Here is a 26,681-nt window from a genome sequence, read left to right on the forward strand (position 1 = left end):
CCAGGAACAAGAAAAATTTCAGGAAAATTTGTGATGACAGAAAAACATGGTGAAAGAAAAATGGAACAAGAAGAGATCATTCCTGGCGGTACCGGGATCCATGCGACGAGCCCGGAAACTCATGACGGACGGGTGCCGCAATGAAACTGGTGAGGCGCTCCGCCCCGCGGCGCGGAAGGACCTGACCCGGTACGGTATTATCGAGCTCCTATCCGTGACCGTGAAGGCCGGACCATGAGCGGCCGGAGGACCGGATCGCCATGAAAATTTTTGCGGAAGTTAAACGATAATTTCCAGCCCGGGATTCCCGCAATCGAACTCGAGCTCGATAAAGCCGATAGGATCTGTTCCACATCGGGCGACGACCTCTCGTTTTCCTGCTGGATGAACTACTCGTCACATTCGACACGCACCGCAGGGAACTCGCCGGGTTATGGGAAGGGATGGTCGACGGCCGACCGGCTGCCTGCCTTTCGGACCCGGAGATCGCGGCGCTGATCAGGCCCCCCTTGAGAATCCGGATAGTTATGCCCTCATCTGGTGTGTGGGATCGTCCTGGCGGCAGGATGTTCCAGTCACTCTTCATCCTCACTAACCAGTAATCCTGCAGTAATCCCGGAAAATACCACTGCCGCTCCGGAAGGTACGATGGATTTATCGTTAAACCTGATGGGTGCGCCTGCTAAGGAAACCACGGTACTTCCGGTTGTTAATATGACGAGCAGTAATCCCTCTAACGGGACTTTCCCTGACAACCAGTATTAATATGGCGCCTGTTCTCATTCTGATAATTATTGGTAAGAATAAAGAAAAAGGATCTCCCTCTATATTCTCAATAGAAAAATTAAAATCATCCAATTTTGGATTCCATTTGAATAAATAAGGCAAATCCTTACCCGTGATGAAAATCCGTGCCCCTGAACGTCAACAATAACGAAAAAAAGCCCGCCGTGAACGGTAATTATATATGATTCCGGCGTCCACCTGTTTAATGGTAGGATATGGTCCCGGTATTCAGGGAAAACTTTCTTCAACTGCCGTCCGATCGAATGGGATCGAATGGGGGGATGACAGACACAATGGACTAAAAACAAACCAGGAAAGGAAGGCATACCATGGATCTCTTCTCGAAAATATACTTCAATTACAGCAAGATCGTCAAGACCATCAAGATCTACCTGCTGCTTGCCGGACCAGGCCTCATTGTCATGATCGCTGACAACGATGCCGGCGGTATCACGACCTACGCTGCAACCGGTGCAAAATTCGGGTACGGCCTCATCTGGTTCCTGATCCTGCTCGGGCCTGTTGCATATTTTGTACAGGAAATGACGGTACGGCTGGGGGCCGTAACCAAACACGGGCACGCAGAGGCGATCTTCAGTGCGTTCGGCTCGTTCTGGGGCTGGTTCTCTCTTCTTGACTTAACTGTCGTCAACTGGCTGACAATGGTCACCGAGTTTATCGGCATGACAGCAGCTCTCAGCATCTTCGGCGTCCGCCCTGTCATAACCGTAATGATCGTTATCCTCGTGATGCTCGGCATCGTCATGTCGGGACGGTACTGGACCTGGGAGAAGATCACGATGGGGTTCTGTCTCGTCAATCTTATTTATATCCCTGCGGCGATACTCGTCCACCCCTCAATCCCCGATATCCTCCGGAACGGGTTTGTCCCCAACTTCCCGGGAGGATTCAATGGTGAACTCTTCTTCCTGCTGATGGCAAACATCGGGACGACGATCGCTCCGTGGATGATCTTCTTCCAGCAAAGCGCCGTTGTCGATAAGAACATGAAAGAGAAGGATATCCCATGGGGCAAGTTCGATACCGTTGTCGGTGCCTTCTTTACCGTTCTCGTCGCGGTCTTTATTATTATCGTGACCGGGACCCTGCTCTATGGTATGAACATCGATAGCGCCGCCCAGGCCGCCCAGGTCATGATGGGTGTTCACCCGTGGGTGGGGACGCTTATCGCTATCGGCCTCTTCGATGCCGGTTTCCTTGGGGCAATCTGTATCGCGCTCACGAACTCATGGGCATTCGGGGAGGTATTCGGGTGGGCGCACTCGCTGAACTACAAGGTGAAAGAGGCGTTCTGGTTCTACATATTCTATTTCCTGGGTCTTATCACCGCCGGTGGAGTCGTACTCATCCCGGGAGCCCCGTTAGTACTGATTACCCTTTTTGTGCAGGTTATAGCGGTCACCCTTTTGCCAGCGGCATTGGTATTTTTGATTATACTCCTCAATAACGAGGAGATCATGGGGAAATACAAAAATACCCGCTTTGACAATATCGCAAACATAACAATAGTGGTGTGCATCATCGTCGTGTCTTCATTGTACGGTATCAGCACACTATTCCCGAATCTGTTCGGGTGAGGAGAAAGGAGGTACATGAATGGTAGCAATTGAGAGAGTCTTTGGGGAGCGGATTGGGACCATCATCCATGAATCGACCGGAAAGATCCGCAGCATCAACCAGAAATATGCAACGCCCAAGATCAAATTATCGGGAGGAGCGAAATTCGCCCTTCTCTTTCTCAGGATATACCTCATCTTTCTCGTTGTCCTTCTGGTGTACAAGTTCTGGACGATCATTCATGGGGGTGCATGAAGATGCAGCAGGATAATGCGAACAACACTGCAATGGCTGGAGACCTCCAGATCCTCCTCTCCGATATCCTGAATGTCCCCGTCCTCCGCTCCGGGAAAAAGATCGGATCACTCAACGATCTGGTCATCGTTGAGACTGCAAAGATACCGGAGGTACGGTCGCTGTATGTCTCCCGGTCGTTCGGCAAACCGAGCCTTCTCATCCCGTGGGAGTACATCCATACCCTGACCGGGAGAGGTATCGAAGTCACTATCGGTGAGACCGGACAATTCGAGGCAGAACCGGCCGAGGATGTCATCCTCCTCCGTGACTATGTCCTCGACAAGAAGGTCATCGATCTCGAAGAGAACGAGGTTGAGATTGTGTACGACATAAGGCTCGTCCTCCGGAACAAAAAACTGTATGTGACGGATGTCGATACCGGAAAGGCAGCACGCCTGCGGAGGCTTGGGTTCGGGTTCCTCGCAAAGATCCTCTATTCAGCAGCGGACCCTGAGGCAGAGCAGATGATTCCGTGGACATGTATCCAGCCACTTCCGACGAATATCGACAGGTTCAAGGGCAACGTCAAGTTGAATGTCCTCAAAGAGAATCTTTCAGAAATCCATCCCGTCGATCTCGCAGATATTCTCGAAGAGATGGACCACGACCAGCGGGTCATGGTTTTCGCGAGCCTCGATCGCGAGCACGCGAGCGATACACTTGAGGAGATCGAACCGAAGGTGCAGCGTGAGATCATCTCCTCACTCTCCACGGAGAAGGTCGTCCAACTCATCAACGATATGACTCCCGGGCAGGCGGCTGATATCCTCTCGGTCCTGCCGTCATCAGAGGCCCATGTCATCCTCGATGCCATGAACGCCGAGAGTGCACGGAAGGTCCAGGCCATCATCAACCGGCAGGAAGAGAAGGTCATCCACTATACCACCCAGAAGATCCTGAAGTTCCCGCCCGATACGATGGTCGAGTACGTCCAGAATGACTACCCGCGTCATGCCCGGGACAAAGATGTCATCATGTACATCTATGTTGTTGACGAGAGCGACAACCTGCTTGGCGTCATTGATTTAAAGGAGCTCCTTCAGGCCGATGACAAGGCATTCCTCCGGGACGTTATGGTCGAGAACGTGATCACTCTATCGACGGTGAACACTCTTAAGGAAGCGGCGCAGGAATTTGCACGGTACGGATTCCGTGCCCTCCCGGTTGTGGATGAAGAGAACCACCTTATGGGGGTGATCCCGTACCGGGACGTAATGAACCTCACCCATCACTTTGTTGAGTGAACCAGATCCGGCACGGTCGGGTGCATCCTGGTCCGGATCACAACTGTTTTTTCCATGCAAATGTTCGGTCGATGACCGTGTACGTATCGCCGGTATAGTAGTGCACGATCACCTCAACGCGATCCACTTTTTCGGTCCCCGGGAGTTCTACGCCACTGCCTACCTGGATGGGCTTGAAACTCCCGGTGAGTACCTGCCCGTCTGAACGGGTGAGCCGGACAAAAACATCCCGGACGCCGGCCTGCCCTTTTCCTCCCATAAACAGGACCGAGACAATTTTGGTGATAGGGTCCCGTTCGGCCTGGAAATAGACGAGGAGATTGTCCGGAGGTACCTGGGTCGGACCGGGCGTAAGGTTGATGACAGGGGGAACAATAGTGTCTGTCGTTACAACCTGTTCCGGACCAGGTACTACCGATGATTCCAGCGTGGATTGCGCTCCTTCCGCGGAGAGATTCGCCCCGGCTCCGGAAGAAGAATCCGGGGCTGGTAACCGTAGTATACCAAACGCTGCCATGCTGGCGATGACCACGACTGCAATGAGGATGAGGACCAGGTATTTGTGCGAGGCAATCCCTGCAACCGGGATCCTGGAAAATACTGTACTGATCTGTGCGTCCGGCTCAGATACGATCGTAACCGCAGAGCGTTTTACACGCCCGGCCTTCCGGTTTCCGGTCGGTTTGCTGATAGCAGGGACTTGGATGGAGTTCTCCGGTATGGCCGGAAGTCTCTGTTCACTGGAGTCAGCTGCACATTCCGGTACTTTTGCTTCTGCTCCGTCTTTGCGGGGAGGTACGGCAACGCCGGAACGTTCCGGTGAGGGATTTACAGAATCCTCCGTTCGTTCCGGATTCGCGGGGACCGGTGTCCCACAGGAAGAACAGAACCGGGAATCTGGTGCAAGGAGAGTACCGCAGAGCGAGCATGACGGCGGGTGGGCAACACGTGCACCACAGGATTCACAAAATACCGTCTTTGCAGGAACCGGTTTTTTGCATCTCGGGCAGATAGTCTGCTTTTTTTTATTCATGCCGGGAATTCACCTGCCTCCAGGGATCTGGTCATTGTGGACCTGAGCATTATACGGTATTTTACCGGAGGATAAAAAACCCCTGTATGATTTTATGCATCCCGGAACTGGCAATGCGACCCGGCACCGGGACCCCAAAAACCAATCACTGGATGAAGAAGAATGTCCGCGATGCAATAATCTATCATCCAGGAAAACGGTACCTGATGGCAGGGCGCTGGGGATGAAGATCGCAGTCTGTGGAAAAGGTGGTGTGGGAAAGACCTTCTTTGCCGGCAGCCTTGCCGGGGAGTTCGTGCTCGCAGGCCACCCGGTAATCGCCATCGATGCCGATTCATCTCCCAACCTTGCCCTGACCCTTGGGCTATCTGCGGAACAGGCGAAAGCGATCGTCCCGGTTGCAGAGAACGAAGAACTGGTACGGCTGAAGACCGGTACCAACTATTCCGGGGTCTTCCGGCTCTCGTTCACGGTGGACGATATCATCAGCAGGTACGCGGTTCCCACTCCGTCCGGTGCCAGCCTCCTGGTCATGGGGACGGTGAAAGCGATGGGGTCCGGCTGTGCATGCCCGGCGCACTCCGTAGTCAGGGCATTGATGCGCCACCTTGTGGTGGAGCGTGATGAGGTGGTGATTCTCGATATGGAGGCCGGGATCGAACACCTGGGCCGGGGAACGGCGGAGCATGTTGAGATCCTCCTTGTCGTGACGGATGCGAACCTGAAATCCCTTGAGACTGCCGCGAACATCTGCCGGCTGGCGCAGGAATCCGGGATCCGGACCATCGGGCTTGTCTCCAACCGGATCGCGGACGATCGGCAGGAAGCAGCAGTCCGGCTATTCGCTGAACAGCACAACCTCAACGTGATTGCACAGCTGCCGTTTGACCCGCTGGTGGCTGATGCCGGTATGACCGGAGAACCGCTGGATCGATCCGCCTCCTCTGCGATCAAAGCGATCGGGGAACTTGCAAAGAAACTGCGGGGGCTGGCATGATGCCGGGTTGCCCCGCAATCCTGATGAGACGAGATCCGTCATGACAAAGACCTTTGTAACCATGGGCAGGGGCGGTACCGGCAAAACGAGTTTTGTCTCTCTCATGGCCCGGTACTTCATCGATACAGGGGCGACACCCCTGCTTCTTGTGGATGCCGACCCTGACCAGAACCTGGCAGAGATGGTGGGTGTAGACCTGGATGCTGTCGGGAAGAAGACCATTGCGGAACTGCTCTCGGAGACATTTATCACAACCGGTGGCACTACTATCGGCATCCCCCCGTCAACCCGGATCGAGAACCGGATCTGGCAGGAGGGGCTCTATGAGGGAAAGCAGTTCGATCTCCTGTCGGTGGGGACGAAATGGATCGAAGGATGTTACTGCATGCCGGATGCTGCGCTCAAGAACGCACTCTCTTCCATTACCCGGCAGTACCGGTATATCCTGATCGACTCTCCTGGCGGGCTCGAGCATCTGAACCGGAAGATCGCAAGTGACGTGGACACGATCTTCGATGTGATGGGCCCTTCGAATAAATCCTTTGCCCATGTGCGCCGGGCGCACCGTGTCATCGGGGAAGTGGGAATCCGGTTCAACCGGCTCTATGTGGTCGGGGGTTATGGGTTCCCGGCAGAACTCGATTCCCGTGCCGCTGCCGAGACCGGCCTCCCCTACCTGGGAAAAATTGCCGCAGACCCCCGTGTGGCAGAACAGGTCCTTGCCGGCAAATCCCTGCTGGATCTTCCCTTGGATCTCCCAGCCTACCGCTCAATCGCCGCCATGCTCGATTCTCTTGCCGGCACCCTGTAAACGGGTAAATAAAAAATGCGCCCACCCGCATCGGATGTCACGGTTGAACAATTAATTCTCCCTGCCCACTTCACAAACCTTATTTTGCTTATCCCTCAATGTATAGATGAATTCAAAGGGTGGCATCGTAGTGAACAGAAAGGGAGTCCATTTCAGGATCAAGGAGATCAAATCCGATCTTGCACAGTTCCGGGATCTCAGCATCACGATCGGTGCGATCAACCAGGAGCGATGGGACGAACCGATGGGCCCGACACCGTTCCCTTCTCTCACTACCCTGCGGCCCTGGGACCAGAAACTCCTAGCCCGGTATAAACCGTTTTACATGCCCTTTTGTGACCTTTGCTGCCTCTGCACGTACGGCAAATGCGACCTGACGGGAACAAAACGCGGGGCCTGCGGGATCTCGATGCCTGCCCAGCAGTCCCGGACCGTGCTCATCACGGCCTGCATCGGGGCTGCCACCCACACCAGCCATGCCCGGGATTTGCTCAACTATGTGATCGAGCGGTCCGGCCGGGACTGCCCTATCAATGTTGGCGGGGTTGGCGTGGAAGTGGAAGCACCGATCACCCGGCTTGTCACCGGTATCAAACCGGAGACCCTTGGTGACCTTGAGCCAGTGCTGGATTACTGTGAGAACCAGATCACCCAGCTTCTTGCGGTGACTCACACCGGCCAGGAAGGCAACAACCTTGATTTTGAATCCAAGGTTTTCCACGCGGGCATGATCGACCATCTTGGCATGGAAGTTGCGGATATCGCACAGGTATCAGCCCTTGGTTTTCCCCGGGCCGAGCCGGAAACCCCGCTCGCCGATCTTGGTCTGGGAACTGTCGATATATCAAAGCCCGTTATCCTTGTCATCGGCCATAACGTACCCCCTGCTGCCGCGATCATTGATTACCTGAGGGACAATGGGCTCTCTTCCTCGGTCGAAGTGACTGGTATCTGCTGCACAGCCCTCGATCTCACGCGCTATTCGGACAAGGCAAAGATCATCGGTCCCATCTCATGGCAGCTGCGCTATATCCGGAGCGGCGTGCCGGATGTGATTGTTGTCGATGAGCAGTGTGTACGGACCGATACCCTGCAGGAAGCGGCACACATCCATACCCCGCTCATCGCGACGAGCGAAAAAAATTGTCTCGGGCTGCCCGATCGCACTGCGGATGCGGTTGACGATATCGTGGAAGGATTCGTGAACGGGACCGTTCCCGGCGCCCTTATCCTTGATACGGTGAAGGTCGGGGAGGTTGCAACCAGGGTTGCACAGGCCATTGCACCGAAGCGGAAGAAGCATTCGGCCCTGCCTACCTCCCACCAGCTGACCGACTGGGCAAAGAAATGCACCCAGTGCATGCTCTGCCGGCGGGCATGTCCCAATGACCTCCCGGTCGCCCAGGCCGTAAAAGCCGCAGCCGGGGGAAATCTCTCCCTGCTCGATGAACTGTACGATGACTGTCTTGGCTGCGGGAGATGCGAGCCGGCCTGTACCCAGAAGATCCCAATACACAGTCTCATTGTAGCCGCTGCAGACCGGAAGACCCGGGAAGAGACCTACTGCATCCGGACCGGACGGGGTGCGATCCAGGATGTCGAGATCCGCAAGGTCGGCGGACCGATTGTTCTTGGAGAGATCCCCGGTATCGTTGCCTTTGTCGGCTGTGCGAATTACCCGAAGGGCTCACGGGAAGTAGCTGAGATGTGCATGGAGTTTGCCAAGCGCCGTTATATTGTCTGTACTTCCGGCTGCTCCGCAATGTCAGCGGGTATGTACCGCAATGAAGATGGCAAGACTGCCTACGAGCAGTATTCGGGAGCTTTTGAAGCAGGCGGCATTGTGAATGTCGGCTCCTGCGTATCCAATGCCCATATCGCTGGTGCGGCTATCAAGATTGCCAGCATCTTTGCAAAGCGTCCCCTGCGGGGTAATTACGAGGAGATTGCCGACTATGTCCATAACCGGGTCGGTGCGGTCGGCGTAGCATGGGGCGCGATGTCCCAGAAGGCATTGGCGATCGCAGCCGGGTTCTGGCGCCTTGGGATCCCCGTGGTTGTCGGCCCCCACGGTACAAAATACCGGCGCATGCTCCTTGGCCGTGCCGATAAAGATGCCGACTGGTTTGTTACCGACGCCCGGACCGGCGAGAGCGTCTATGGCGGACCTGTGCCCGAGCACCTCTTCTTTGCGGCGGAGACCAAGGAAGAAGCAATGGTCATGGTGGCAAAACTGACTATGCGCCCCAATGACACGGGCAAGGGCCGGGCCAATAAGCTGGCCAATTATATCGATCTCCACAAGCGACTGGTCGGTGGTATCCCCCCGGATGTGTACCGGCTTGTCCGGACCCCGTCTGATATCCCTCTGACCATGAAGGACGAAATTGTCATCCACCTTGACGAGCATGGCTGGAAAGAGGGTATGATTCCTGACCCGACGCTCCTGACCCGCATGGTTCATAAGAAGAAGGTGTGATCGCAATGCCCCTGAACGAATCCTGGCAGACCGCGGAGATCCCCGGGCCGAAGAAGGCCTCCCTCATCATCAAGCCGGATATTGCCGATGCGATGATCCGCAGGGCAAAACGCCCTATCATGATCGTGGGCCACGGCATAATCGAGTATGAGGTCGAGGGCAACTACCTGATCGATTGCCTTATCGAACTTGCCCGTAAAGGAAAGATCCCGATCGTTGTCAGTGCCAGCACCAACAAGGAGTTCCTTGCCCGGGAATATGAACCGGCTGCGATCATGTCGGCGATCGATATCAGCAACCGGCTGACCGATCCCGAATGGAAAGGCCTTGACGGGAAAGAATCCTATGATCTTGCGATCTTTGTCGGCCTTCCCTATTCCATGGAATGGACCATCCTCTCCGGGCTCAAGCACTTTGCGCCCGGGGTCAAGACCATGACTCTCGATTGCGTGTACCAGCCCAATGCGAGCTGGTCATTCCCGAATAGTACGATAAAAGACTGGGCGGCAAACCTCAAGGGGATCGTCACGAACCTCGGGGACTAACGGAGCACACCATGTTTGAGCATATCCCGGTCGAAGTAGGCCTTGTCCATGAAGGGGAGCGCGTCCGCAAGAACGACATGCAGATCGAACTCGGCGGCCCTGCAGAGAAAGAGAAGTTCGAGATTGTCCGTGTACGGCCTGCCGATCAGATCACGGATGGTGCCATCACTATCATCGGTCCTGATCTTTCCTCAATGGAAGAAGGAAAACATTACCCTCTCGGGATCCTCGTCGAGATTGCCGGTGCGAAAGTCGAGCCTGATCTCGAAGGCGTGGTAGAGCGCAGGATCCATGAATACTGCAATTACATCGAAGGGTTCATGCACCTCAACCAGCGGTACGACATCTGGATGCGGCTCTCGAAAAAATCCTATAAGAAAGGGCTCACATCTTTCCGGCTTGTTGGCGAAGTGATGCAGGAACTTTTCCGGAACGAACTGCCTATCATCGAGAAGATCCAGATCAGCTTCATCACCGACTCCGGGGCGATCCATCCCCTGTACGAGGATGCAATGCGGACCTACGAGACCCGGGATGCCCGTGCCCGGGGCCTATCCGACGAGGAAGTAGACACGTTTTACGGCTGTGCTCTCTGCCAGTCGTTTGCCCCTACCCATGTCTGCGTCATCACTCCCCAGCGCTATGCGAACTGCGGTGCAATCAGCTGGTTTGACGGCAGGGCTGCTGCCGGTATCGATCCCAAGGGGCCGATCTTTGCCATCGACAAGGGCCAGTGCATCGATCCGGAGAGAGGGGAGTACACGGGCATCAATGAGAGCGCCAAGAAGCGCTCCATGGGCGAGGTGAACCGGGTCTACCTGTATTCAGCCTTCGGCTACCCGCATACATCCTGCGGATGTTTCGAGGGTATCGCGTTCTATATCCCGGAAGTAGATGGCTTCGGGCTTGTTCTCCGCGGGTTCCGGGACGTGACCGTGAACGGCCTTGCTTTTTCCACCATGGCCGACTCCACTGCCGGCGGTCGGCAGATCGACGGCTTTCACGGGATCTCGATCGAGTACATGCGTTCCACGAAGTTTATGCATGCCGACGGGGGCTGGGAGCGGGTGGTCTGGATGCCGCACGAAATAAAAGAGCGGCTGAAGGATTATATCCCGTCCTCGGTCTACCAGTCAATCGCCACAGAAAAAGACGTGGGAACGATCGAGGAGCTGCGGGTCTTTCTCAAGGATCACCGCCACCCGGTCACGGCCCGGTGGGATGCTGAAGCAAAGCCCACCGGTGCAACGGGATCCCCCATTTCCGTCTTCTCCGGTGGCGACATCCCCATTACAGCCGGCGGGTTCCGGATCATCCTCAAGAACGCGAAGATCACGGCTGAAAAAGTGATCATACAACCCATAAAACCGGCATCGCCGCAAGGAGGTGGACACCATGACGGGAAAAAACAGTAAACCGGCGATCACTGCCGACCAGATAATAGCGTTTGCGCCCCATCTTCGTGAACTCCTCAACGGTGTTCACCAGGTCGAGCTGGACAATTTCTCCATGGAGATCGGGGACCTCGAGCTCTTCATCCCCACGTCCGGCTTTGGTACACCGAATCATGGACATGCAGTCCCGGCACATCCCGTCCCGGCAAAACCCGTCGAGCTGATCCGGGAACCCTATACGCCAAAGTCATATTCCTTTCCCGGGAAGATCCGCGAGGTCACCCTCGGGGCAACGCGGGCCGAGGGCGGCAGCCGGTCGCACTCCGTTACCATTGGGGGCGCGACAACGCCTGCCTACTTCGATCGCTCACACCCTCCGCTTCACGCCCCGGTCATCTCGCTTGACGTCTTCGACATGCCGGTTAACCTCCCCAAGGTGCTCCGCGAGAACGTGGCCGAGGTGATGGACGACCCGGCTGAATGGGCGAAGATGAACGTGAAGAAGTTCGGGGCTGATGTGGTGACCATCCATCTGATGAGCACCGACCCCCTCTTCCGGAATGCATCCCCTGCCACGGCCGTGAAGACCGTTGAAGACATTCTCCAGGCCGTCGACGTCCCGCTCATCATCGGTGGGTGCGGCGATCCGAAAAAGGATGCCGAGGTCTTCAGGGCCGTGGCCGCAATGGCAGAAGGCGAACGGCTGCTTATCAACTCCGTGACACTTGATATGGCCACATCAAAAACCCTTGGCCCGGTTGCCACGGCCGCAAAGGATCACGGCCACGTGCTCCTCGCCTTCACGGGTCTTGACCTGAACAATGCCAAGGAACTCAACCGGCGTCTTTACGAGTTCATCCCCCCGGAGCAGGTCGTGATGGACCTGACCACCGTGGCCCTCGGCTACGGTCTTGAATACTCGTTCACCATTCACGAGCGGGCCCGGTACGCAGCGCTCATGGGTGACAACGAGCTCGCTCACCCCGTGATATCCGCTGCCACCAACGCCTGGGCGGCACGGGAGGCATGGATGAAGATGCCCCCGGTATTCGGCTCAAGGGAGCTCCGCGGACCGGTCTGGGAGACGATCAATGCCTTAACCCTTCTCCTAGCAGGGATCGATCTCTTCCTGATGATGCACCCGGCAGCAGTCCTGACCCTCAGGGACCTGATCCCCCGTCTCGGCAAGACCGGCACCGCATCGCCGGACCAGATTGCGGACTGGGTGGGGGTACGCCTGTGAGCCCTGACACTACGACTCATGAGAAGAAACGCAAGAGCATCAAGGAGATCAGCCCGATCGATGCCTACAAGCTGCTGCCGAAGACGAACTGCGGGGAGTGCCGGGAGGCAAACTGCATGGCGTTTGCCACGCGTCTCGTCAATGGCGAACTGATGCTTGCGGACTGCCCGCCGCTCCATACCCTCGAGTACCAGGATGCCCTCGAGAACCTTTCTCACCTGATGGCCCCGCCCGTACGCACGGTCACGATAGGGACCGGCGACCGTGCTATTATGCTCGGAGGAAAGTACGTGCTCCAGAGACACGACTTCACCTACCATAACCCGTCGCCCATCGCAATCGACGTGCACGATCTCATGCCGGAAGCGGAACTGCTCGAACGGATCCGGCATATCGAGCAGTTCTCCTATAATTACATAGGCCGCACGCTCGTACTGAACGCGATTGCCATCCGCTCGGTATCCGGAGATCCTGCGACATTCAGCCGGGCGGTTCAGCGCGTTGCGGCGACAAGCACCCTGCCCCTGATCCTCTGCACGCTGGATCCTGCAGTTATGCAGGCCGGCCTCTCCGAAGTGAGCCGACGGCGTCCGTTGATGTATGCGGCAACGGAAACGAACTGGAAGCAGATGGCCGAGATCGCGCTTGCCCACAAGGTGCCACTTGCCGTCTTTGCCCCGGGTAACCCTGCCCTGCTCCGTTCTCTTGTCCGGACCCTCATGGAGTACGGCCTGCACGATCTCGTCCTCGACCCGGGTACGTTCCCTGACGACGGGCTGTCAGATACGGTATCGAATTTCACGGAGATCCGGGCCGCTGCCTGCAAACAGTTCGACGAACTGTTCGGGTTCCCGCTGCTGGGCGTGCCGCTCACGGTCTGGACCGGTGCAGAACTATCGGAAGACGTGCTCAAGTGGAAAGAAGCGATCACTGCCTCTATCCTCCTCTCCCGGTACGCGGACATGCTCATCATGCACAGTATGGATGGCTGGGTGCTCCTGCCACAGTTGATCTGGCGCTTCAACCTCTACACGGACCCGCGAAAACCGGTCACTGTTGAGGCCGGCGTGAAGACCTTTGGCCGGCCCGACCCGCACTCACCGGTTCTCATCACTACCAATTATGCCCTGACGTACTTCACTGTTGAGTCAGATATCAAGGCAGCAAATCTTGACTGTTACCTGATCGTAGTCGACACCGGGGGGATGAGCGTGGAAAGTGCCGTGGCAGGCCGGTATTTTACCGCCGATTCGATCTCCCATGCACTGAAAAATTACGATGTCGGCAGCCTGGTCAGTCACACGACCCTGATCATACCGGGTCTTGCTGCCCGGCTGAGTGGGGAGACTGAGGAAGCCACCGGCTGGAAGATCCTGGTAGGCCCCAAGGATTCGTCCGGGATCCCGCAGTTTCTCAGGGAACGCTGGCTGCCTGAAAACGAATATACATAGTGTCGGCGGATGAAATCATCTGCAATGGCTGATGGGCCGCACTCTTAAAAGAAGAGATGCCGCGGCACCGGTAACAAAAGGATGAATAATGGCTGATCTGATCCGTGTGCTCTTCCACCCGATGGAAAAAGATGCGTTGGTTACCGGGAGAACCACGGTCCTTGAGGCAATCCGGTCCGCGGGGATACAGGTCGAGAGTATCTGTGGGGGGAAAGGGGAGTGCAACAAGTGCAGGGTGATTCATGTTCTGGGGGATTGCGATGCCGGGTCCCCGGAATCCCTGAAGGGTCTCACGCCCGAAGAAATTTCCCGGCACTACTGTCGTGCCTGCCAGACTCATGTGCTCGGTCCCTGCGAGTTCATCATTCCTGTCGAGAGCCGGATCGATTCCCCGAAGATCCTGCTGACATACGTTGGTGGATCACGTGATCTCTCTCTCTCGGTCACAAAACATCTGCTCGTCACTGCCCCGGCCGGCTACGAATCTTCCGGCCAACGATCCCTGAAACTTGCGGACTATACCGGCCCGCGTCCTCATATGACCCGGGAGCAGCACGATCTCATGGCAGGAAGTACCGAACCCATGACGGTTACGATCACCCGGTCCACTGGCTACCCGGAAGTAATGAAGATCGAACCCGGCGACACGACCGGGAGAAATTATGGTCTTGCCGTCGATCTTGGCACCACGACGGTTGTCGGCCTCCTCGTCAACCTTCTCACGGGAGAGGCCTGTGGAGAGGCCTCGGCACTGAACCGGCAGATCACCTATGGCGAAGAACTGCTGACCCGGATTGCTGCTGCCAAGCGGCCCGGGGGGCGTGCCCAGCTCCAGCTCGCGGCAACCGAGAGCATCAATGCAGTCATCAGCCAGCTGGTCTCGGCAGCCGGTATTCAACAGGATGAGATCAACGATGTCTGTGTTGCAGGAAACACGGTAATGCATTATCTCCTGCTTGGATATGAGCCGGGTATCCTTGAGATCGCGAATGCCGATATTCCCCGCACCCCTTCAGTTGTGAAAGCCCGGACGCTTGGCCTGCGGGTCCATAAAGAAGCCTGTGTCTGGTGCCTTCCTGACGTCAGCCGGTTCATCGGAGGCGATGCGGTCGGGGATACTGTGGCCTCCGGCATGTATGCATCCCATGAACTGTCACTTGTCGTGGACCTCGGTACCAATGGCGAGGTGATCCTTGGCAATGCTGAGTGGATGGCATCGGTATCCTGTGCATCGGGCCCCGCATTCGAAGGTGCCGGGATATCATCCGGTCTCCGGGCGATGAAGGGTGCTATCGATCATGTCACGATCGATCCCGACACGGGGAATGTCTCATGGACTACGATTGGCAATGAACCTCCAAAAGGGATTTGTGGATCCGGCATCATCGATGCCGCGGCTGCGATGGTCGGGGCCGGTATACTGGATTTTACCGGCAAGCTGGTAGATGGACGACCCGGTGTCCGGCAGCGTGCGGGGAATGAAACCGGGACCGGGGATGATGGTCTTGAATTTGTCCTTGTGGGCAAAGGACAGACAGCCACGGGCCGGGATATCGTGATCACCCGCGATGATATGGCGTACCTGATGGATTCCAAGGCGGCTGTCTGCGGTTCCATTGGTGTACTCCTGAATAAATACCGGGTCCGCGTCGGCGATGTGCGGCACGTATACCTTGCCGGGGCGTTTGGTGCCTATGCAGATACGGCAAAAATTGTGAAGTTCGGTATCATCCCGGATTTTTTCCAGGCCACATTCCACCAGATTGGCAACGGGTCTCTTTCCGGGGCAGCAGCGGTTCTTGTCTCCCGGATGAAACGGCAGGATGCACAGAACGTCGCACGGAAGATGGTCTACATCGACCTGCTGGTGGATGCGGACTTTATCGAGGAATACGCATCGGCCCTGTACATCCCGGGCAGGCCGGAGTATTTCCCCCGTTAAAACAGTTATTCAAAGAGCCAGCCGAGGTCCTGGAGCTCTTCGATATGCGAGATCTGGCTGCTGATATCGGTCTTTGCCGGGATCTCGATTTTCGCCACGATCTTGTTGGACCCGCCAAAGGTGTCCAGGGTTGCCCCGAGTGCGACGAGGTCCCGCAGGATCTCGTCCTGCATCTTCTTACGGTCTCCTTCGCCGAGTTCTGCGATCAGCTGGAATTCGGGATGCTTTAATATCGCGGTCTTGTTGATGGTGATACCGCTCTGGCTCTCGATGACCGCATCGAAAGCTTCACGTCGCATCCGCTGGTTCTCCATGTGGGAATAAACCCTGTACCCGGTCTTGATAGAGGTGGCGATCTCATCGATCTTCCCGACGATCTGGTCCACCATCATGTCAAGCTGGTCCTGAGCATGCGTGATAGCGAAGAGATGAAAATCATCGGTGTAGATCCATTGGATCTCCGTAGTATTGGCTTTTTTATAGATCCGCTCGGCGATGTGCCAGTCTCCCCGCTTCAGTGTCAGGCCAAGAATCTTAAAATCGGGTGCCCTGAACGCCATCACCGGGTACACCTGGAGATCATCGATAAGGGAGGTTTCGCCTTCCCGGAACTCCTTGATCATAAGTTCGAAGAAACGGGTTTTCGGGTGGGGTGGTTTTAAGATAACACTGTCGAAGACTTTCCACTTGTATTCCATGACCTGCTGGATCTCGATCTCGTCGCCGACATCCACGAGGTACGAATGATCGATATGATTCTTGTCCACCTTCTGGTACTCGTGATAGACCACTTCCGTCATGGCTCTGCCCCGTCAACGGTTTTTTTGCAGTAAAAGAATCCGAGCAGCAAGGATATCCCGTGAATTGTTCGTCTGAACGTCAGTCTTAGTATATGTTATCATATGCAGTTATATGAGTGCTTTGGTAGATTTGCCTGTAAAGACCGTACGTTTTTTTGGGATAAAAAATTCACTATTCCTTGTCATAACGGCTCTCCCACGTCGATACATGTATTTGCCGGGATTACCTATGTTAAGAGGACAGGTAGGGTAGGGTCGGGATGCCGGGAGGTGAGGAACGTTGGGAGGAGAATTATTCCGCACGGGGGGCCCTCTGGGGAGGGGCAGTGCACTCCCTGCCGGTACTCCCTATCCATGCACAGGTCCTGGAACTCGGATGTGGCAATGGCAAGACGCTGTCCGCTATGAGCCATCAGGGATGGAACGTGACCGGGATTGACCTGTCGCCTCACGCAACACACCTGGCACAGCAGGTATTCCCCGGGATGCAGGAAGGCAACCTTGCCGTCGCGGATGTCCGGCAGATGCCGTTTTGTTCCGGATCATTTGATGCCATGTTCGCGTTCCATGTGCTCGGTCACCAGTCCGTTGCGGACAGGGCCATTGCCCTCCAGGAACTCTGCCGTGTGATCCGGGCCGGGGGGCAGATCTTTTTCCGGGATTTTTCCACCCACGACTTCCGGTATGGCCGGGGGAGGGAGACTGAGCCCGGGACGTTTTTACGGGGAACCGGGATCCAGACCCACTATTTTACCGTGCTGGAAGTTGTGGATCTCTTCAAAGGGTTTGTTGCAGAATCCGTGGATACCTGTACCTGGCCGATGCGGGTGATGGGAACGGCGTATGTACGATCGGAGATCAATGCCGTCTTTGTCAAAAAAACCTGATTCTTTTTCGCATTTTGAAATCTTTTATCATCCACGCACTGATGTGCTCCATGAAAAACAACGACCACATGAACTACGCAAAGAGTGATCCTGCTCCTGTGCATGTCTGCCGTTCTCCTGGTACAGGTTACACCAGCACCCAGGCCAATACTCCTTGTGGTGCTTATCTTAACAGCGCTGGCAGGTGCCAGAAGAGTAGCAAGCAGAGTAGCAAGCGGGAAATTCCGGTAATTTTTCAATAGCATCAATTCATGGCAAGTCAGCCCATTCTCTTAGGAGGCCTCCGCACCGCTTCGTCGTGGGGGCGTTGCTCTTTAGAAAACGTGAGAATTCTGAACCACTGTTCCTGCACATGGAAAAAGGGAAATTTTTAATTATTTTTTCAAAACGGACTAACTATCCGGAAAATGATTTCTTCCTCTTCTATCTTTTCATCCGCACTATTACGCAGATTGCCAGGGCAACTCCTGCAAGAATACCTGGAAACCCGGGGGCGTTGGGCGTCGGGGTCGTTGGGATCGTGGCAAGGAAGACCGAGATCTGGAGGGTCTGCCCACCGGTGATATTGATCGTTTCTGTCACGGGGGTATACCCATCCTTCTGGAAGTTCAGGGAGTGCGTACCCGGGGCGATATCGGAAAATGTGGCGGGTGCATCACCGGTATAGGTGCCGTCCATGTATACCTTGATGGTTGATGGTGATGAGATGACCTTTACCGCACCATATTTTAACCGGTCCGCGACTGCCTGCTGTTTTGAGGGATCGATGATGATATGAGTGATTGCCGGGAGATCATTGACATTATCCAGCTCCTTGGTATAATTGTCCGGGAAGGTCACCGTGACAACTGCCGGGGAGAAATCCGCAGTGATTACGCTGCTGACCGCGGAATTTTTCAGGGCAATCTCCGCTTTTGTGAAGTCCATGGTGGCGGTCTGGTACTGTGTTCCGGTAGGGACATCTGATACATCCGAGAAATTTTTTAAGAGGAGGGTGGCGCTGGACCGGTCCATCGAGATGAGTTGGGGGGGATCATTGCTGGTCGTAAGTCCTTTCTGCAGCTGATCCTGCAGAACGGACTGGGGGATCGCATTCTCAATCAGGCCATCGAGCGTGAAACGGAAGATGGCAACAGCATCGCCATTCTTATCGACCGTGATATCCAGTGAACTGGCAGTAAATGCATGGACCGGACCGGCAAGCAGCAGCGCCATGCAGACAAGAATAAGTGCACAGCGCGGGGTGCGTGAATGTGTCAGTGTCATGAAGTATATTCCCTCCTGTACATATTCGGACTGTTGAACGCGGCCGGTGTATTTCATGCCGGATATTATCAGATATCTGTACGATACGGGAGTCGTTAAGTATTTTCTCTTTGCCCTGTCACGACAAAAACCCGCCTATCTCCTCAGGTTAATATATGCCCGGGGTGCATAGTACCGGAAGATATGATCGAATCCATTATACCCCTTATGTTGCATCTTGATCGGCATTTCACCGCCGTTGTGCATGAGTACGGGATGTGGACGTATCTTCTCCTGTTCTGTATCATATTCCTGGAAACCGGTTTTGTCATCATGCCGTTCCTGCCCGGTGACTCACTGCTGTTTGTTGCCGGTGCGGCTGCCGCGAGCGGGATCCTCGACCTCTGGTGGCTGGTTGTCGCAATTATTGCCGGTGCTGTACTTGGCGATACCATCAATTACTGGATCGGCAACTACGTCGGGATCCATGTCTTTCTCGAACGGTTCCCGGACCTGGTAAAAAAGGAGTACATTGACAAAACCTACGGTTTCTATGAAAAATACGGTGGCACTACCATCTTCGTTTCCCGGTTCGTGCCGGTCGTGCGGAGCTTTGCACCCTTCCTTGCCGGTGTGGGGTCAATGCAATACTACCGGTTCCTGTTCTATAATATTCTCGGCGCAACGGCATGGACGCTCGTGGTGGTGCTTGCCGGGTACTATATAGGAATGTTTCCTGTCGTGCAGGAGAATATGGGTTTCCTGCTGATCGGGGTCCTTATCGTCACTGCTGTAACCGCGCTTTTCATTGCATGGGGTATAATCTCTTCTTATTGCTGCAGAAAACCTGCTGAAGAAGATAAGGAATAAGGGCCCTCAGGTTTACTTTATTTCTCCGGGTTCTCGCCGTCCTGCCGGCGGGATCAGGGTCCTCAGATAAAAAAATTATTTCTTCCTCGTGATGACAAGTCCCTTGTTGTCAACTTCGGTGGCGATGGCAATTTTGAGGCCGAGCGGTTTGATCAGCTTCTCCACGGCTTTCCTGTCCAGTTCCGTGACCACGGCGATTGACGGGCCAACTGAACTCATCCCGACAAATTCCAGTTTCTTCTCCCGAAGCTGGCTCATGTGATGGTAGATCTCGAAACTATGGTGCTCCACCTCGGCCCGCTTCGAACCCCGGAACTCTATCTCCCAGATCACGTCGCCAGCTTTCCTGAGATCGTCTTTCTCCAGTGCAGGGACGAGATCCATGAGGAAGAGGTAGGCCTTGAGCTCGCGGTCCCGGTAATCGAGGGTGCGGGCCTTGTTCATCAGGAGATCGAACTCCTGCGTGCCGGCAGAGGAGATGTCCGTGGGCGGGATGATGATGAAGACGTTCCTGCCTTCCGCGAACGGGTGGTGGTAAGCGAGGGAGAGTTCGTCGCCCATCACTGCCATCCCGCCATGAACACTCACGGCCGGCCCTACGCCGGTTTCAAACCCGAAGGCGATCCTGCCGTCCGCGGTCTCCTCTACGTAATTGTGCCCGATCAGGTGGCGGAGCTGCGTGGTGGAGAGCGGGCAACCGACCGCTTCGTTCATTGCGGTCGCAACGGCGATCATCACCGTGCTGGTTGAGCCGAGTCCTACGTGTTTGTGCTCATGGTCTGTAATTTTTATCCGGAACCCCCCGGTATATCCCACAGCTTTCCTGAAAACCGCCACGAAGTTCCGGACAATCGGCGCCCGGTTATAGTCGATGACGATCTCCTTTTTCGTGCATTCGGCTTCTGCCGTGCAGTAGCACTGGATTGCAAACCCGATGCCACCCCCGCCCGGGTGATCCGGCGCAAACCTGTTCATGTCAAGCACCGTAAGGTGGATACGGGCGGGTGCCCTGACATGAACGGTTCCTGTCACTGGTTTTAAGGCAAACTTCTTCTTCTCAAGCCCCAGTGTCTTGAGATCTGTTCCCGGGGCAAACGCCTTGAACTCGTACTCTACGAGATCGAGATCGCCGCCACGTATCTTCATGATCGGCATAGATACATTCACTGTCAGGGGCCGGAGATAAAATGGTTGTGATCTTTTGTTCCGGAAGAATCCGGCAAGACAATTACAGGGATCACTTTTAGTCAGGCACCGGCCCGTGTTCCCTTCCGGCAACGGATCATGAAACGCACCCTCCGGTCTTTTTCAGGGTCACATGAATAGATGGTTCGGTGTATGCCGGAAACGTCAGTACAAAAAGAGACCGGGAATTTATTTCTTCAGTTCCCGGTCAAAGAAGATGTTCTTGCCCGTAGCCGAGAGTGGGATCGCATAAGCGACTGTGCATTCCTCGCCAAAGAAGCCGAGGTACAGCGCTGCCACGCCGCCGGTGAACATGAGCCGGTTGTCCACGTTGTGGATCTGGGCAGTCTTCACGGCCGAACCTGCGGCAATCCCGAGATCGGTCATCCGGACCGCACAGTTCGGACCTGTGTAATCGGTACCAGGATGTTTCCTTTTCGCGTAATCCTTTGTGTACTCTGTGCAGGTTCCAAAACCGCACGCACCGCAGTTGATGCCGACCGGTTCATTTCCTTTCACCCCGATGAGCACGCAGGCTTCCGACCCGGCAAAGTTCTTTGAGTCCCGGATAAAGAAGGCAAGATCCCGTGCCTTTCCCTCTTTTGCAAGCCAGGCAGAGATTGCCGCGATCTCCCCGGTCGTGAGCACTTTATACAGGAGGGTATCCTGGCCTCTCGCTTTTGGAGCTGTGCGGGCCGCAAGGATCATCAGTCCGGCTACTGTGTCGAGAGCATCTTTTTCTACAGTCATACCGGAGTATCTGGCAGTCCCGGTGAATAAAAGGCCGGTATTCCGGTACTATCAAAAAAGGGAATTAAGGATATTCCGGAGAATCCCGGCCTGCATCAGTCGTCATCTGTGTCGTCTGGCTCTCCTGGTTCCTCTGCTTCTGTTGGCGGCGTGACCAGGACAAGGTGGACAAACCATCCGATACTGGCCAGAATGAAGATGACGAGCAGGATCACGCTCGTTATATTTTCGAGAGCCAGCAGGTTGAGCGGGATGTTCATTCCCATGCTGTTGTTGAAGAACCCGATGATCAAAGCGACAATGAGAAAGAGGATTACGCCGACCATGCCGCCAAGGAGTACTGCAGAGGCGAGCCGGAGCGGGTCTGGTTTTTGCCGGACTTCTGTCATGAAATGACTGTTGGTGCATGCCCGATAAAAGAATTGCTATGATGGCAGGAAATCTGAAAAAACGAAGAATTTGCAGAGGGTGTGAGGTTATGCCGAGACCATGAGCGCAACGCCATCGAATGCGGCGACCATCCTCTCGCCGTCGTATACGATGACCCGGTACGTGGAGTACTTCCCGTTGTCAGCTACCCGGTTCGCAACTGCCACGAGGTCCCCGGTTGCAGGGACGAGGTACTGGATGTGCACTGAGACTGCAACCCGGTCGATCCCATTACAGTTTGCTGCAACCCCGAACGCATGATCCGCGAGCGAGAAGATTGCCCCCCCGTGGGCAACGCCGTGGGCATTATTCTTGCCAGAACATGGCATGGTGACCCGCGCGTAGCCATCGCGGGCCTCGGTGACCTGCATGCCCAGCAAAAGAGCGAAGGCACTCCGGTCAAATGCCTCGATCTGCCTCTTCACCGTGCTGTCCGGTGCGATGCCGGGGGAATCGGATTTCTGTGTCATGGAGGGGGAGATCGTTCCGGGAACCGGGGGATGCAGATCATTTGTATTTCTTCTGGGTATAGGAGTATTTCGCGCTCTCGCCACCATCAGAAACTATGGAGATCCATTCGTAAATGGACTGCATGGTGCCAAACTGCTTATAGCGGCGCATAGAGAACCCGACCTTGAGTTTCTCGTCGAACTTAATCGAACCGAGATCCTTGAGCCGCATCGCGATCTCGAGATCGTCACCGGCATCGATGCAGCGGTACATGCCCGCCCTGAGAAACGCGTCTTTCCGGAACGCGGTGTTGCACCCGAGCGTGTAATAGAAAGTCTGGCTGTAGTAGCCGATCCGGGAGAAGCTGTTTGCGAGGAAGAGCGAGAATTTGTTCCTGAGCCCCTCTTCGATCGGGTATACCGGGCCGTACAGCTGCACCAGTGCGGGGTTTTTGAAATCTTCGCCGATCCGCTTGATCCAGTGAGACGGGAGGATGCAGTCCGCATCCGTTGTTGCAATAATTTCGCCTTTGGCCGCGTTCACGCCATCGTTCCGGGCCCCGCCAACCTTCCTGCTGGTCTGGGTGAAGACCAGGTCCGCATATTTCCGGGCTATCTCACAGGTGGCGTCCTTTGAACCGCCATCGACAACGATGATCTCGTACTCGCTCCGGGGAACGGTCTGGTGGCAGAGCGAGACCAGGCACTGCGCGATATTCTCCTCCTCGTTAAAAGTCGGGATGACCACCGATATCATGGGAATTCTGGACTCCTCTCTCATTTTTGGGCTTGAGTGATATTAAGCGTGATGCACAAAAACGGCTCAGGAATTGTTGTTCTGTGCAACAAAATCGAAGACGGATCGAATGACCCCGTCCATGTTCAGGTACTCAAACTGGGAGAACCGGCCTACGAGAGGGATGCCGATTGCGGTGCAATAGTCTTTGACAACTGCGATATTCTGCTGGTATGCGAGGTCATATACCACATATGCAAATGGCTGGCGTTCTACTGAGGAGAAGACGATTTTGTCCGGGGTGCAGACCTGCATGGACGCGAGCATTCCCGTTACTTCCCGGACGAGTTCCTCATCAGAGATGCCGGAGAGCTCGTCTCCCGGCTGGTGGGTGATCTCTGCAAGAACGGAGCTGCAGCCTTCCGGGGCCGCATGATCGCTGAAGTTCGAGGGGAACGAGACCCGGTTGGCCATGCCGAGGGTCTTGTCAGGAATGTACATCCAGGATATTGCCGGAATGGGTCCTTTGATACCTATGTTGACGCAGATGAGGGAGTTGTAGGTCAGTGCCTGGCATGCCTCGCGGACCGGGGCAGGGACGCTCTCGAGGCAGGGCAGCAGGTGCTGGACCGGTATCGTGCTGATCACCCGGTCGGCCCGGAGAGTTTCTGTTCCGTTGCTGATAAGCCAGGTGCCGCCGTTTTTTTTCACGGATCTGACCCTGAACCCGGTGCGGATGAATTTTTCTACCGGTCGGGCAATGGACCGGACGAGCGCCTCAATCCCACCTTCGAGCGGGTACGAGAAGACTGCCTGGTGCGTATAGCCCTCGGTCTCGATTCCAATCGCGGATTTGAGGATGTCCTCGACAGGTGGTCGGGGGATCCGCCCGTCCACCCAGTGGAGCGACATCTTCTCCGTGGGATATTTCCAGATCTTTTCGTTGTAGGGCACCATGTAGCACTCGGCGATGCCTGGGCCAAAGGTATAGTAAATCCACTCCCGGAAGTTCTCCGGCTTCCGGGCATCCCCTTTCTCGACTGCGATCAGGTTCCTGACAAACCCGTGGAGGCAGGCAAACCGGTCTTCATGGGGGAGCTCGTATAACCCGTTCTCGAACGGGTACTTGACGTGCCGGTTCTTGTAGAAGATCTTTGTGTTCCGTTTGTTGCGCTGCTCGTTCTCGGCGATCATCCGGCGCATGAATGCAAGGACTTCGTTGTCCCGCGAGAAGATGATGTGGGACCCGCCGATATCGAACGTGAACCCCTCCCGGATCTTCGAGCGACAGAGCCCGCCATACTCCGGCTCTGCTTCAAGGATGATTATTTCTTCACCCTTCTCGTGCAGGAGCCGGGCAAGAGTCAGGCCGGCAAGACCGGCACCAAGAATCGCTGTCGTCACTGCACATACGTTGGCGTGCAGGATTTATATGGTTCACCGTAACGGCGTGGCCGGGAAAAGAAGGAAGGAATTATTGTTTTGAGAAGCACCAGCTGGTCTGTGTCTCGTCAGGGACCTTGTCCGGAGTCTTCTTTGTAATGTGGCAGGAGTTACGAAATATCAGATCATAACAAATATCGTATCGGAAAAAATACCGGAAATATGATGAAAGGCAATGCAGGTACCGCCACCGGAAAATGCTTGCCGCTGCCCGGTGTGCCGGGCATCCGGGCATCCGGCGCAGGAATACCGGCTCACGTCACCGGGCCGTCACTTCAGAAGCTGCAGCCATGACCCCCCCGGTCTCCCTGCTCGTTTTCCTCTTTGTGGCCATCTACCTGGTCTCCGGTACAATCACGCTGTACTTTGCCATTGCCGGCTGGCGCCACCGGAACATCCCGATCTCGCTCCCGTTCACTCTCCTTATGGCGAGCCTCACGATCTGGACCTACGCGTATATTTTTGAGATCCTGAGCCCGGACCTCGATACCGGCCTGTTCTTCAATAATATCGAAGTCCCCTGCATGCTGGTCGTCCCGGTCGCGTTTCTCCTTCTCGTGCTGTACTTTACCCGGTGCGAACGGTACGTGAACCTGAGGACCCTTCCGCTCTTCTTTGCCGCCCCGGCCGTGCTCTGCCTCATGGAGTTCACCAATCCGCTCCATCACCTGTACTACCCGGATTTCACGCCGGTGATATACGACGGGACCGTTATCTGGCTCCACGGGCACGGGCCGTTCTTCTGGCTGGCGGTCGCCTTCACCTACCTCGTGTCGATCCTTGCTCTCGTCCTGATCATCTCCCATCTGTCTGCTACTGGTGGACACCACCGGCGCCCCATCCTCCTGATGCTTATCGCCGCTGAGGTTCCCCTTGCCTGCAATATCCTGAGCACCTTCCGGATCTCTCCCCTGCCGGCCCTCGACTTCACTCCCATCGCGTTCATGATCTCGGGTCTCATCCTCGCGTTCGGGCTCTTCAGGTACCTGTTCACTTCCGTCCCGGTCGCGTATACGCAGGTCATTGCCACGATGCAGGACGGCGTGATCGTGACGAACGGGTCATCACGGGTGATCGATCTCAATCCCGCGGCCGAGCAGATTACCGGGGTGCCGCTGCGGGACGCGATAGGCCGGGAGATCGGGGAGATCCTGCCCATGCTTCCCGAAGGCCTGTGGGGAACGAACCTGCCGGACGAGGGAAGACGGGCCGAGTGCCGGATTGCACCCGGGGGCCGGCAGCCGCGGTATTTCGACGTGATTGCGATGCCCCTTGGCGAGGCGGGGATCGGTTCCGAGGGAGGCCTCTTCGTCCTGCGGGACATCACGGAACGCAAGCAGGCCGAGTTTGCGCTTGCGGAGGCAAACCGGAAGATCAACCTCCTCTCCAGCATCACCCGGCACGATATCCGGAACCAGCTGATGGGGCTCAAGGCATATCTCCTCCTTAGTGAAGAAGTTGGTGACGACCCCCGGGCACGTGCGGATTATCTCGTTAAAGAGCAGGCGATCGCCGACACGATCTCACGCCAGATCGACTTCACTAAAGTCTACGAGGACCTGGGGGTGAAGGCCCCGGCCTGGCAGCGCGTGGATGCCTGTATCAGGATGGCGATAGCGGAACTCCCCCTGCGGGGCATACGCGTGGAGGCTGGCCCGGCCGGCCTCGAAGTGTCTGCCGACCCTTTGCTGGAGAAGGTCTTCTACAACCTGATCGACAATGCGCTGCGGTATGGGGGCGACACCCTCTCCGCGATCACGGTCAGTGCCGATACGGTCCCGGACGGTATCCTTGCACTCGTCTTTGCCGACAACGGCGCGGGTATCGCTGCGGAGGACAAGGCGCTGATCTTCGAGCGGGGGTTCGGGAAGAACACCGGCCTCGGCCTCTTCCTCTCCCGCGAGATCCTCTCGATCACCGGGATAACGATCACGGAGGACGGGGAGCCGGGTCACGGCGCCCGGTTTGAGATCCGTGTGCCGGCCGGGGCGTGGCGGTATAATGGGAGCCGGGGCGATGACTGACCGGCATGCAGGGAACACGCCATCCGGGTACCATGCCGTCCCTCTTCCGGTACGTGTCCTGCG

At 55.9% G+C, this 26,681-nt stretch carries 26 protein-coding genes; 17 read left to right on the top strand and 9 right to left on the bottom strand.

The window, feature by feature from the left end; translation table 11 throughout:
- Nucleotides 1-46: 46 nt before the first annotated feature.
- The 5 genes from ABSE13_RS08240 (at nt 47) to ABSE13_RS08260 (ending at nt 3,905) form a co-directional block, all read left to right on the top strand.
- The gene (locus ABSE13_RS08240; protein WP_424028036.1) at nt 47-238 is read left to right on the top strand and encodes a hypothetical protein; all 192 of its coding nucleotides are present in this window, start codon (nt 47-49) and stop codon (nt 236-238) included.
- A 32-nt stretch (nt 239-270) separates the two neighbouring features.
- The gene (locus ABSE13_RS08245) at nt 271-498 is read left to right on the top strand and encodes a hypothetical protein (RefSeq protein WP_424028037.1); all 228 of its coding nucleotides are present in this window, start codon (nt 271-273) and stop codon (nt 496-498) included.
- A gap of 617 nt (nt 499-1,115) precedes the next feature.
- On the top strand, nt 1,116-2,384 hold the full coding sequence (locus ABSE13_RS08250; RefSeq protein WP_424028038.1) for an NRAMP family divalent metal transporter: 1,269 nt from the start codon (nt 1,116-1,118) through the stop codon (nt 2,382-2,384).
- A gap of 19 nt (nt 2,385-2,403) precedes the next feature.
- Nucleotides 2,404-2,619 (top strand): hypothetical protein, encoded by a 216-nt coding sequence (locus tag ABSE13_RS08255; RefSeq protein WP_424028039.1) that lies wholly within the window; start codon nt 2,404-2,406, stop codon nt 2,617-2,619.
- A 2-nt stretch (nt 2,620-2,621) separates the two neighbouring features.
- Nucleotides 2,622-3,905 carry a magnesium transporter MgtE N-terminal domain-containing protein gene (locus ABSE13_RS08260; protein WP_424028040.1) on the top strand — a complete coding sequence of 428 codons (1,284 nt, stop codon included), beginning with the start codon at nt 2,622-2,624 and terminating at the stop codon, nt 3,903-3,905.
- Between the two features lie 37 nt (nt 3,906-3,942).
- Here ABSE13_RS08260 and ABSE13_RS08265 read toward each other — a convergent pair whose 3' ends face one another.
- Nucleotides 3,943-4,938, bottom strand: a complete 996-nt coding sequence (locus ABSE13_RS08265) for a zinc ribbon domain-containing protein (protein ID WP_424028041.1) — start codon at nt 4,936-4,938, stop codon at nt 3,943-3,945.
- Nucleotides 4,939-5,024: 86 nt separating this feature from the next.
- On the opposite strand from ABSE13_RS08265, the gene ABSE13_RS08270 reads away from it, so the two are divergent.
- From ABSE13_RS08270 to ABSE13_RS08310, 9 genes are all read left to right on the top strand, one after another.
- Nucleotides 5,025-5,165, top strand: a complete 141-nt coding sequence (locus tag ABSE13_RS08270) for a hypothetical protein (protein WP_424028042.1) — start codon at nt 5,025-5,027, stop codon at nt 5,163-5,165.
- A complete protein-coding gene (locus ABSE13_RS08275; RefSeq protein ID WP_424028043.1) occupies nt 5,162-5,935 on the top strand; it encodes an ATP-binding protein in 774 nt (257 codons plus the stop codon). Before ABSE13_RS08270 ends, ABSE13_RS08275 begins: the two co-directional genes overlap by 4 nt.
- A 40-nt stretch (nt 5,936-5,975) precedes the next feature.
- Nucleotides 5,976-6,746, top strand: coding sequence for an ATP-binding protein (locus tag ABSE13_RS08280; protein ID WP_424028044.1), 771 nt, complete (start codon nt 5,976-5,978; stop codon nt 6,744-6,746).
- Nucleotides 6,747-6,852: 106 nt separating this feature from the next.
- The gene (gene cdhA, locus ABSE13_RS08285) at nt 6,853-9,225 is read left to right on the top strand and encodes a CO dehydrogenase/acetyl-CoA synthase complex subunit alpha (protein ID WP_424028045.1); all 2,373 of its coding nucleotides are present in this window, start codon (nt 6,853-6,855) and stop codon (nt 9,223-9,225) included.
- A gap of 5 nt (nt 9,226-9,230) precedes the next feature.
- A complete protein-coding gene (gene cdhB, locus ABSE13_RS08290) occupies nt 9,231-9,770 on the top strand; it encodes a CO dehydrogenase/acetyl-CoA synthase complex subunit epsilon (RefSeq protein ID WP_424028046.1) in 540 nt (179 codons plus the stop codon).
- An 11-nt stretch (nt 9,771-9,781) separates the two neighbouring features.
- Nucleotides 9,782-11,185 (top strand): CO dehydrogenase/CO-methylating acetyl-CoA synthase complex subunit beta, encoded by a 1,404-nt coding sequence (gene cdhC, locus ABSE13_RS08295; RefSeq protein WP_424028047.1) that lies wholly within the window; start codon nt 9,782-9,784, stop codon nt 11,183-11,185.
- Entirely contained in the window at nt 11,166-12,407 is a 1,242-nt protein-coding gene (gene cdhD, locus ABSE13_RS08300; protein ID WP_424028048.1) for a CO dehydrogenase/acetyl-CoA synthase subunit delta, read from the top strand. Before cdhC ends, cdhD begins: the two co-directional genes overlap by 20 nt.
- The gene (gene acsC, locus ABSE13_RS08305; protein WP_424028049.1) at nt 12,404-13,858 is read left to right on the top strand and encodes an acetyl-CoA decarbonylase/synthase complex subunit gamma; all 1,455 of its coding nucleotides are present in this window, start codon (nt 12,404-12,406) and stop codon (nt 13,856-13,858) included. The genes cdhD and acsC overlap by 4 nt, the downstream gene beginning before the upstream one ends.
- 88 nt (nt 13,859-13,946) lie before the next feature.
- Nucleotides 13,947-15,800 carry an ASKHA domain-containing protein gene (locus ABSE13_RS08310; RefSeq protein ID WP_424028050.1) on the top strand — a complete coding sequence of 618 codons (1,854 nt, stop codon included), beginning with the start codon at nt 13,947-13,949 and terminating at the stop codon, nt 15,798-15,800.
- Nucleotides 15,801-15,805: 5 nt separating this feature from the next.
- Here the strand turns inward: ABSE13_RS08310 and ABSE13_RS08315 are convergent, their stop codons facing one another.
- On the bottom strand, nt 15,806-16,600 hold the full coding sequence (locus ABSE13_RS08315) for a hypothetical protein (protein ID WP_424028051.1): 795 nt from the start codon (nt 16,598-16,600) through the stop codon (nt 15,806-15,808).
- A 326-nt stretch (nt 16,601-16,926) separates the two neighbouring features.
- Between ABSE13_RS08315 and ABSE13_RS08320 the strand changes: the two genes are divergently transcribed.
- The gene (locus ABSE13_RS08320; RefSeq protein WP_424028052.1) at nt 16,927-17,487 is read left to right on the top strand and encodes a class I SAM-dependent methyltransferase; all 561 of its coding nucleotides are present in this window, start codon (nt 16,927-16,929) and stop codon (nt 17,485-17,487) included.
- Nucleotides 17,488-17,910: 423 nt separating this feature from the next.
- Here the strand turns inward: ABSE13_RS08320 and ABSE13_RS08325 are convergent, their stop codons facing one another.
- A complete protein-coding gene (locus tag ABSE13_RS08325; RefSeq protein ID WP_424028053.1) occupies nt 17,911-18,753 on the bottom strand; it encodes a PEGA domain-containing protein in 843 nt (280 codons plus the stop codon).
- 207 nt (nt 18,754-18,960) lie between these two features.
- On the opposite strand from ABSE13_RS08325, the gene ABSE13_RS08330 reads away from it, so the two are divergent.
- Nucleotides 18,961-19,602 (top strand): VTT domain-containing protein, encoded by a 642-nt coding sequence (locus tag ABSE13_RS08330; protein ID WP_424028054.1) that lies wholly within the window; start codon nt 18,961-18,963, stop codon nt 19,600-19,602.
- Nucleotides 19,603-19,677: 75 nt separating this feature from the next.
- On the opposite strand, the gene ABSE13_RS08335 is transcribed toward ABSE13_RS08330, so the two are convergent.
- The 6 genes from ABSE13_RS08335 to ABSE13_RS08360 all read right to left on the bottom strand — a co-directional run bounded on the left by ABSE13_RS08335 (nt 19,678) and on the right by ABSE13_RS08360 (nt 24,555).
- Nucleotides 19,678-20,757, bottom strand: a complete 1,080-nt coding sequence (locus tag ABSE13_RS08335) for a GHMP family kinase ATP-binding protein (protein ID WP_424028055.1) — start codon at nt 20,755-20,757, stop codon at nt 19,678-19,680.
- 219 nt (nt 20,758-20,976) lie between these two features.
- Nucleotides 20,977-21,537, bottom strand: a complete 561-nt coding sequence (locus tag ABSE13_RS08340; RefSeq protein ID WP_424028056.1) for a ferredoxin domain-containing protein — start codon at nt 21,535-21,537, stop codon at nt 20,977-20,979.
- A gap of 95 nt (nt 21,538-21,632) precedes the next feature.
- The gene (locus ABSE13_RS08345; protein ID WP_424028057.1) at nt 21,633-21,926 is read right to left on the bottom strand and encodes a hypothetical protein; all 294 of its coding nucleotides are present in this window, start codon (nt 21,924-21,926) and stop codon (nt 21,633-21,635) included.
- A gap of 87 nt (nt 21,927-22,013) precedes the next feature.
- Nucleotides 22,014-22,436, bottom strand: a complete 423-nt coding sequence (locus ABSE13_RS08350) for a PaaI family thioesterase (RefSeq protein WP_424028058.1) — start codon at nt 22,434-22,436, stop codon at nt 22,014-22,016.
- Between the two features lie 37 nt (nt 22,437-22,473).
- Complete coding sequence (locus tag ABSE13_RS08355) at nt 22,474-23,172, bottom strand: glycosyltransferase family 2 protein (RefSeq protein WP_424028059.1); 699 nt, start codon at nt 23,170-23,172, stop codon at nt 22,474-22,476.
- Nucleotides 23,173-23,238: 66 nt separating this feature from the next.
- Nucleotides 23,239-24,555 (bottom strand): protoporphyrinogen/coproporphyrinogen oxidase, encoded by a 1,317-nt coding sequence (locus ABSE13_RS08360; protein WP_424028060.1) that lies wholly within the window; start codon nt 24,553-24,555, stop codon nt 23,239-23,241.
- A 236-nt stretch (nt 24,556-24,791) separates the two neighbouring features.
- On the opposite strand from ABSE13_RS08360, the gene ABSE13_RS08365 reads away from it, so the two are divergent.
- Nucleotides 24,792-26,618 carry a histidine kinase N-terminal 7TM domain-containing protein gene (locus tag ABSE13_RS08365; RefSeq protein WP_424028061.1) on the top strand — a complete coding sequence of 609 codons (1,827 nt, stop codon included), beginning with the start codon at nt 24,792-24,794 and terminating at the stop codon, nt 26,616-26,618.
- The last annotated feature ends 63 nt before the right edge of the window (nt 26,619-26,681 follow it).

It is taken from the genome of Methanoregula sp. (assembly GCF_049518935.1).
Taxonomy (GTDB): Archaea; Halobacteriota; Methanomicrobia; order Methanomicrobiales; family Methanospirillaceae; genus Methanoregula.

Excerpts from the sequence above, each read along its gene's own strand:
- ABSE13_RS08240 (WP_424028036.1), top strand. The coding sequence starts at position 47 with ATGGTGAAAGAAAAATGGAACAAGAAGAGATCATTCCTGGCGGTACCG.
- ABSE13_RS08250 (WP_424028038.1), top strand. The coding sequence starts at position 1,116 with ATGGATCTCTTCTCGAAAATATACTTCAATTACAGCAAGATCGTCAAG.
- ABSE13_RS08255 (WP_424028039.1), top strand. The coding sequence starts at position 2,404 with ATGGTAGCAATTGAGAGAGTCTTTGGGGAGCGGATTGGGACCATCATC.
- ABSE13_RS08260 (WP_424028040.1), top strand. The coding sequence starts at position 2,622 with ATGCAGCAGGATAATGCGAACAACACTGCAATGGCTGGAGACCTCCAG.
- ABSE13_RS08265 (WP_424028041.1), bottom strand. The coding sequence starts at position 4,938 with ATGAATAAAAAAAAGCAGACTATCTGCCCGAGATGCAAAAAACCGGTT.
- ABSE13_RS08270 (WP_424028042.1), top strand. The coding sequence starts at position 5,025 with ATGATTTTATGCATCCCGGAACTGGCAATGCGACCCGGCACCGGGACC.
- ABSE13_RS08275 (WP_424028043.1), top strand. The coding sequence starts at position 5,162 with ATGAAGATCGCAGTCTGTGGAAAAGGTGGTGTGGGAAAGACCTTCTTT.
- ABSE13_RS08280 (WP_424028044.1), top strand. The coding sequence starts at position 5,976 with ATGACAAAGACCTTTGTAACCATGGGCAGGGGCGGTACCGGCAAAACG.
- cdhA (WP_424028045.1), top strand. The coding sequence starts at position 6,853 with ATGAATTCAAAGGGTGGCATCGTAGTGAACAGAAAGGGAGTCCATTTC.
- cdhB (WP_424028046.1), top strand. The coding sequence starts at position 9,231 with ATGCCCCTGAACGAATCCTGGCAGACCGCGGAGATCCCCGGGCCGAAG.
- cdhC (WP_424028047.1), top strand. The coding sequence starts at position 9,782 with ATGTTTGAGCATATCCCGGTCGAAGTAGGCCTTGTCCATGAAGGGGAG.
- cdhD (WP_424028048.1), top strand. The coding sequence starts at position 11,166 with ATGACGGGAAAAAACAGTAAACCGGCGATCACTGCCGACCAGATAATA.
- ABSE13_RS08310 (WP_424028050.1), top strand. The coding sequence starts at position 13,947 with ATGGCTGATCTGATCCGTGTGCTCTTCCACCCGATGGAAAAAGATGCG.
- ABSE13_RS08315 (WP_424028051.1), bottom strand. The coding sequence starts at position 16,600 with ATGACGGAAGTGGTCTATCACGAGTACCAGAAGGTGGACAAGAATCAT.
- ABSE13_RS08325 (WP_424028053.1), bottom strand. The coding sequence starts at position 18,753 with ATGACACTGACACATTCACGCACCCCGCGCTGTGCACTTATTCTTGTC.
- ABSE13_RS08330 (WP_424028054.1), top strand. The coding sequence starts at position 18,961 with ATGTTGCATCTTGATCGGCATTTCACCGCCGTTGTGCATGAGTACGGG.
- ABSE13_RS08335 (WP_424028055.1), bottom strand. The coding sequence starts at position 20,757 with ATGCCGATCATGAAGATACGTGGCGGCGATCTCGATCTCGTAGAGTAC.
- ABSE13_RS08340 (WP_424028056.1), bottom strand. The coding sequence starts at position 21,537 with ATGACTGTAGAAAAAGATGCTCTCGACACAGTAGCCGGACTGATGATC.
- ABSE13_RS08345 (WP_424028057.1), bottom strand. The coding sequence starts at position 21,926 with ATGACAGAAGTCCGGCAAAAACCAGACCCGCTCCGGCTCGCCTCTGCA.
- ABSE13_RS08350 (WP_424028058.1), bottom strand. The coding sequence starts at position 22,436 with ATGACACAGAAATCCGATTCCCCCGGCATCGCACCGGACAGCACGGTG.
- ABSE13_RS08355 (WP_424028059.1), bottom strand. The coding sequence starts at position 23,172 with ATGATATCGGTGGTCATCCCGACTTTTAACGAGGAGGAGAATATCGCG.
- ABSE13_RS08365 (WP_424028061.1), top strand. The coding sequence starts at position 24,792 with ATGCTTGCCGCTGCCCGGTGTGCCGGGCATCCGGGCATCCGGCGCAGG.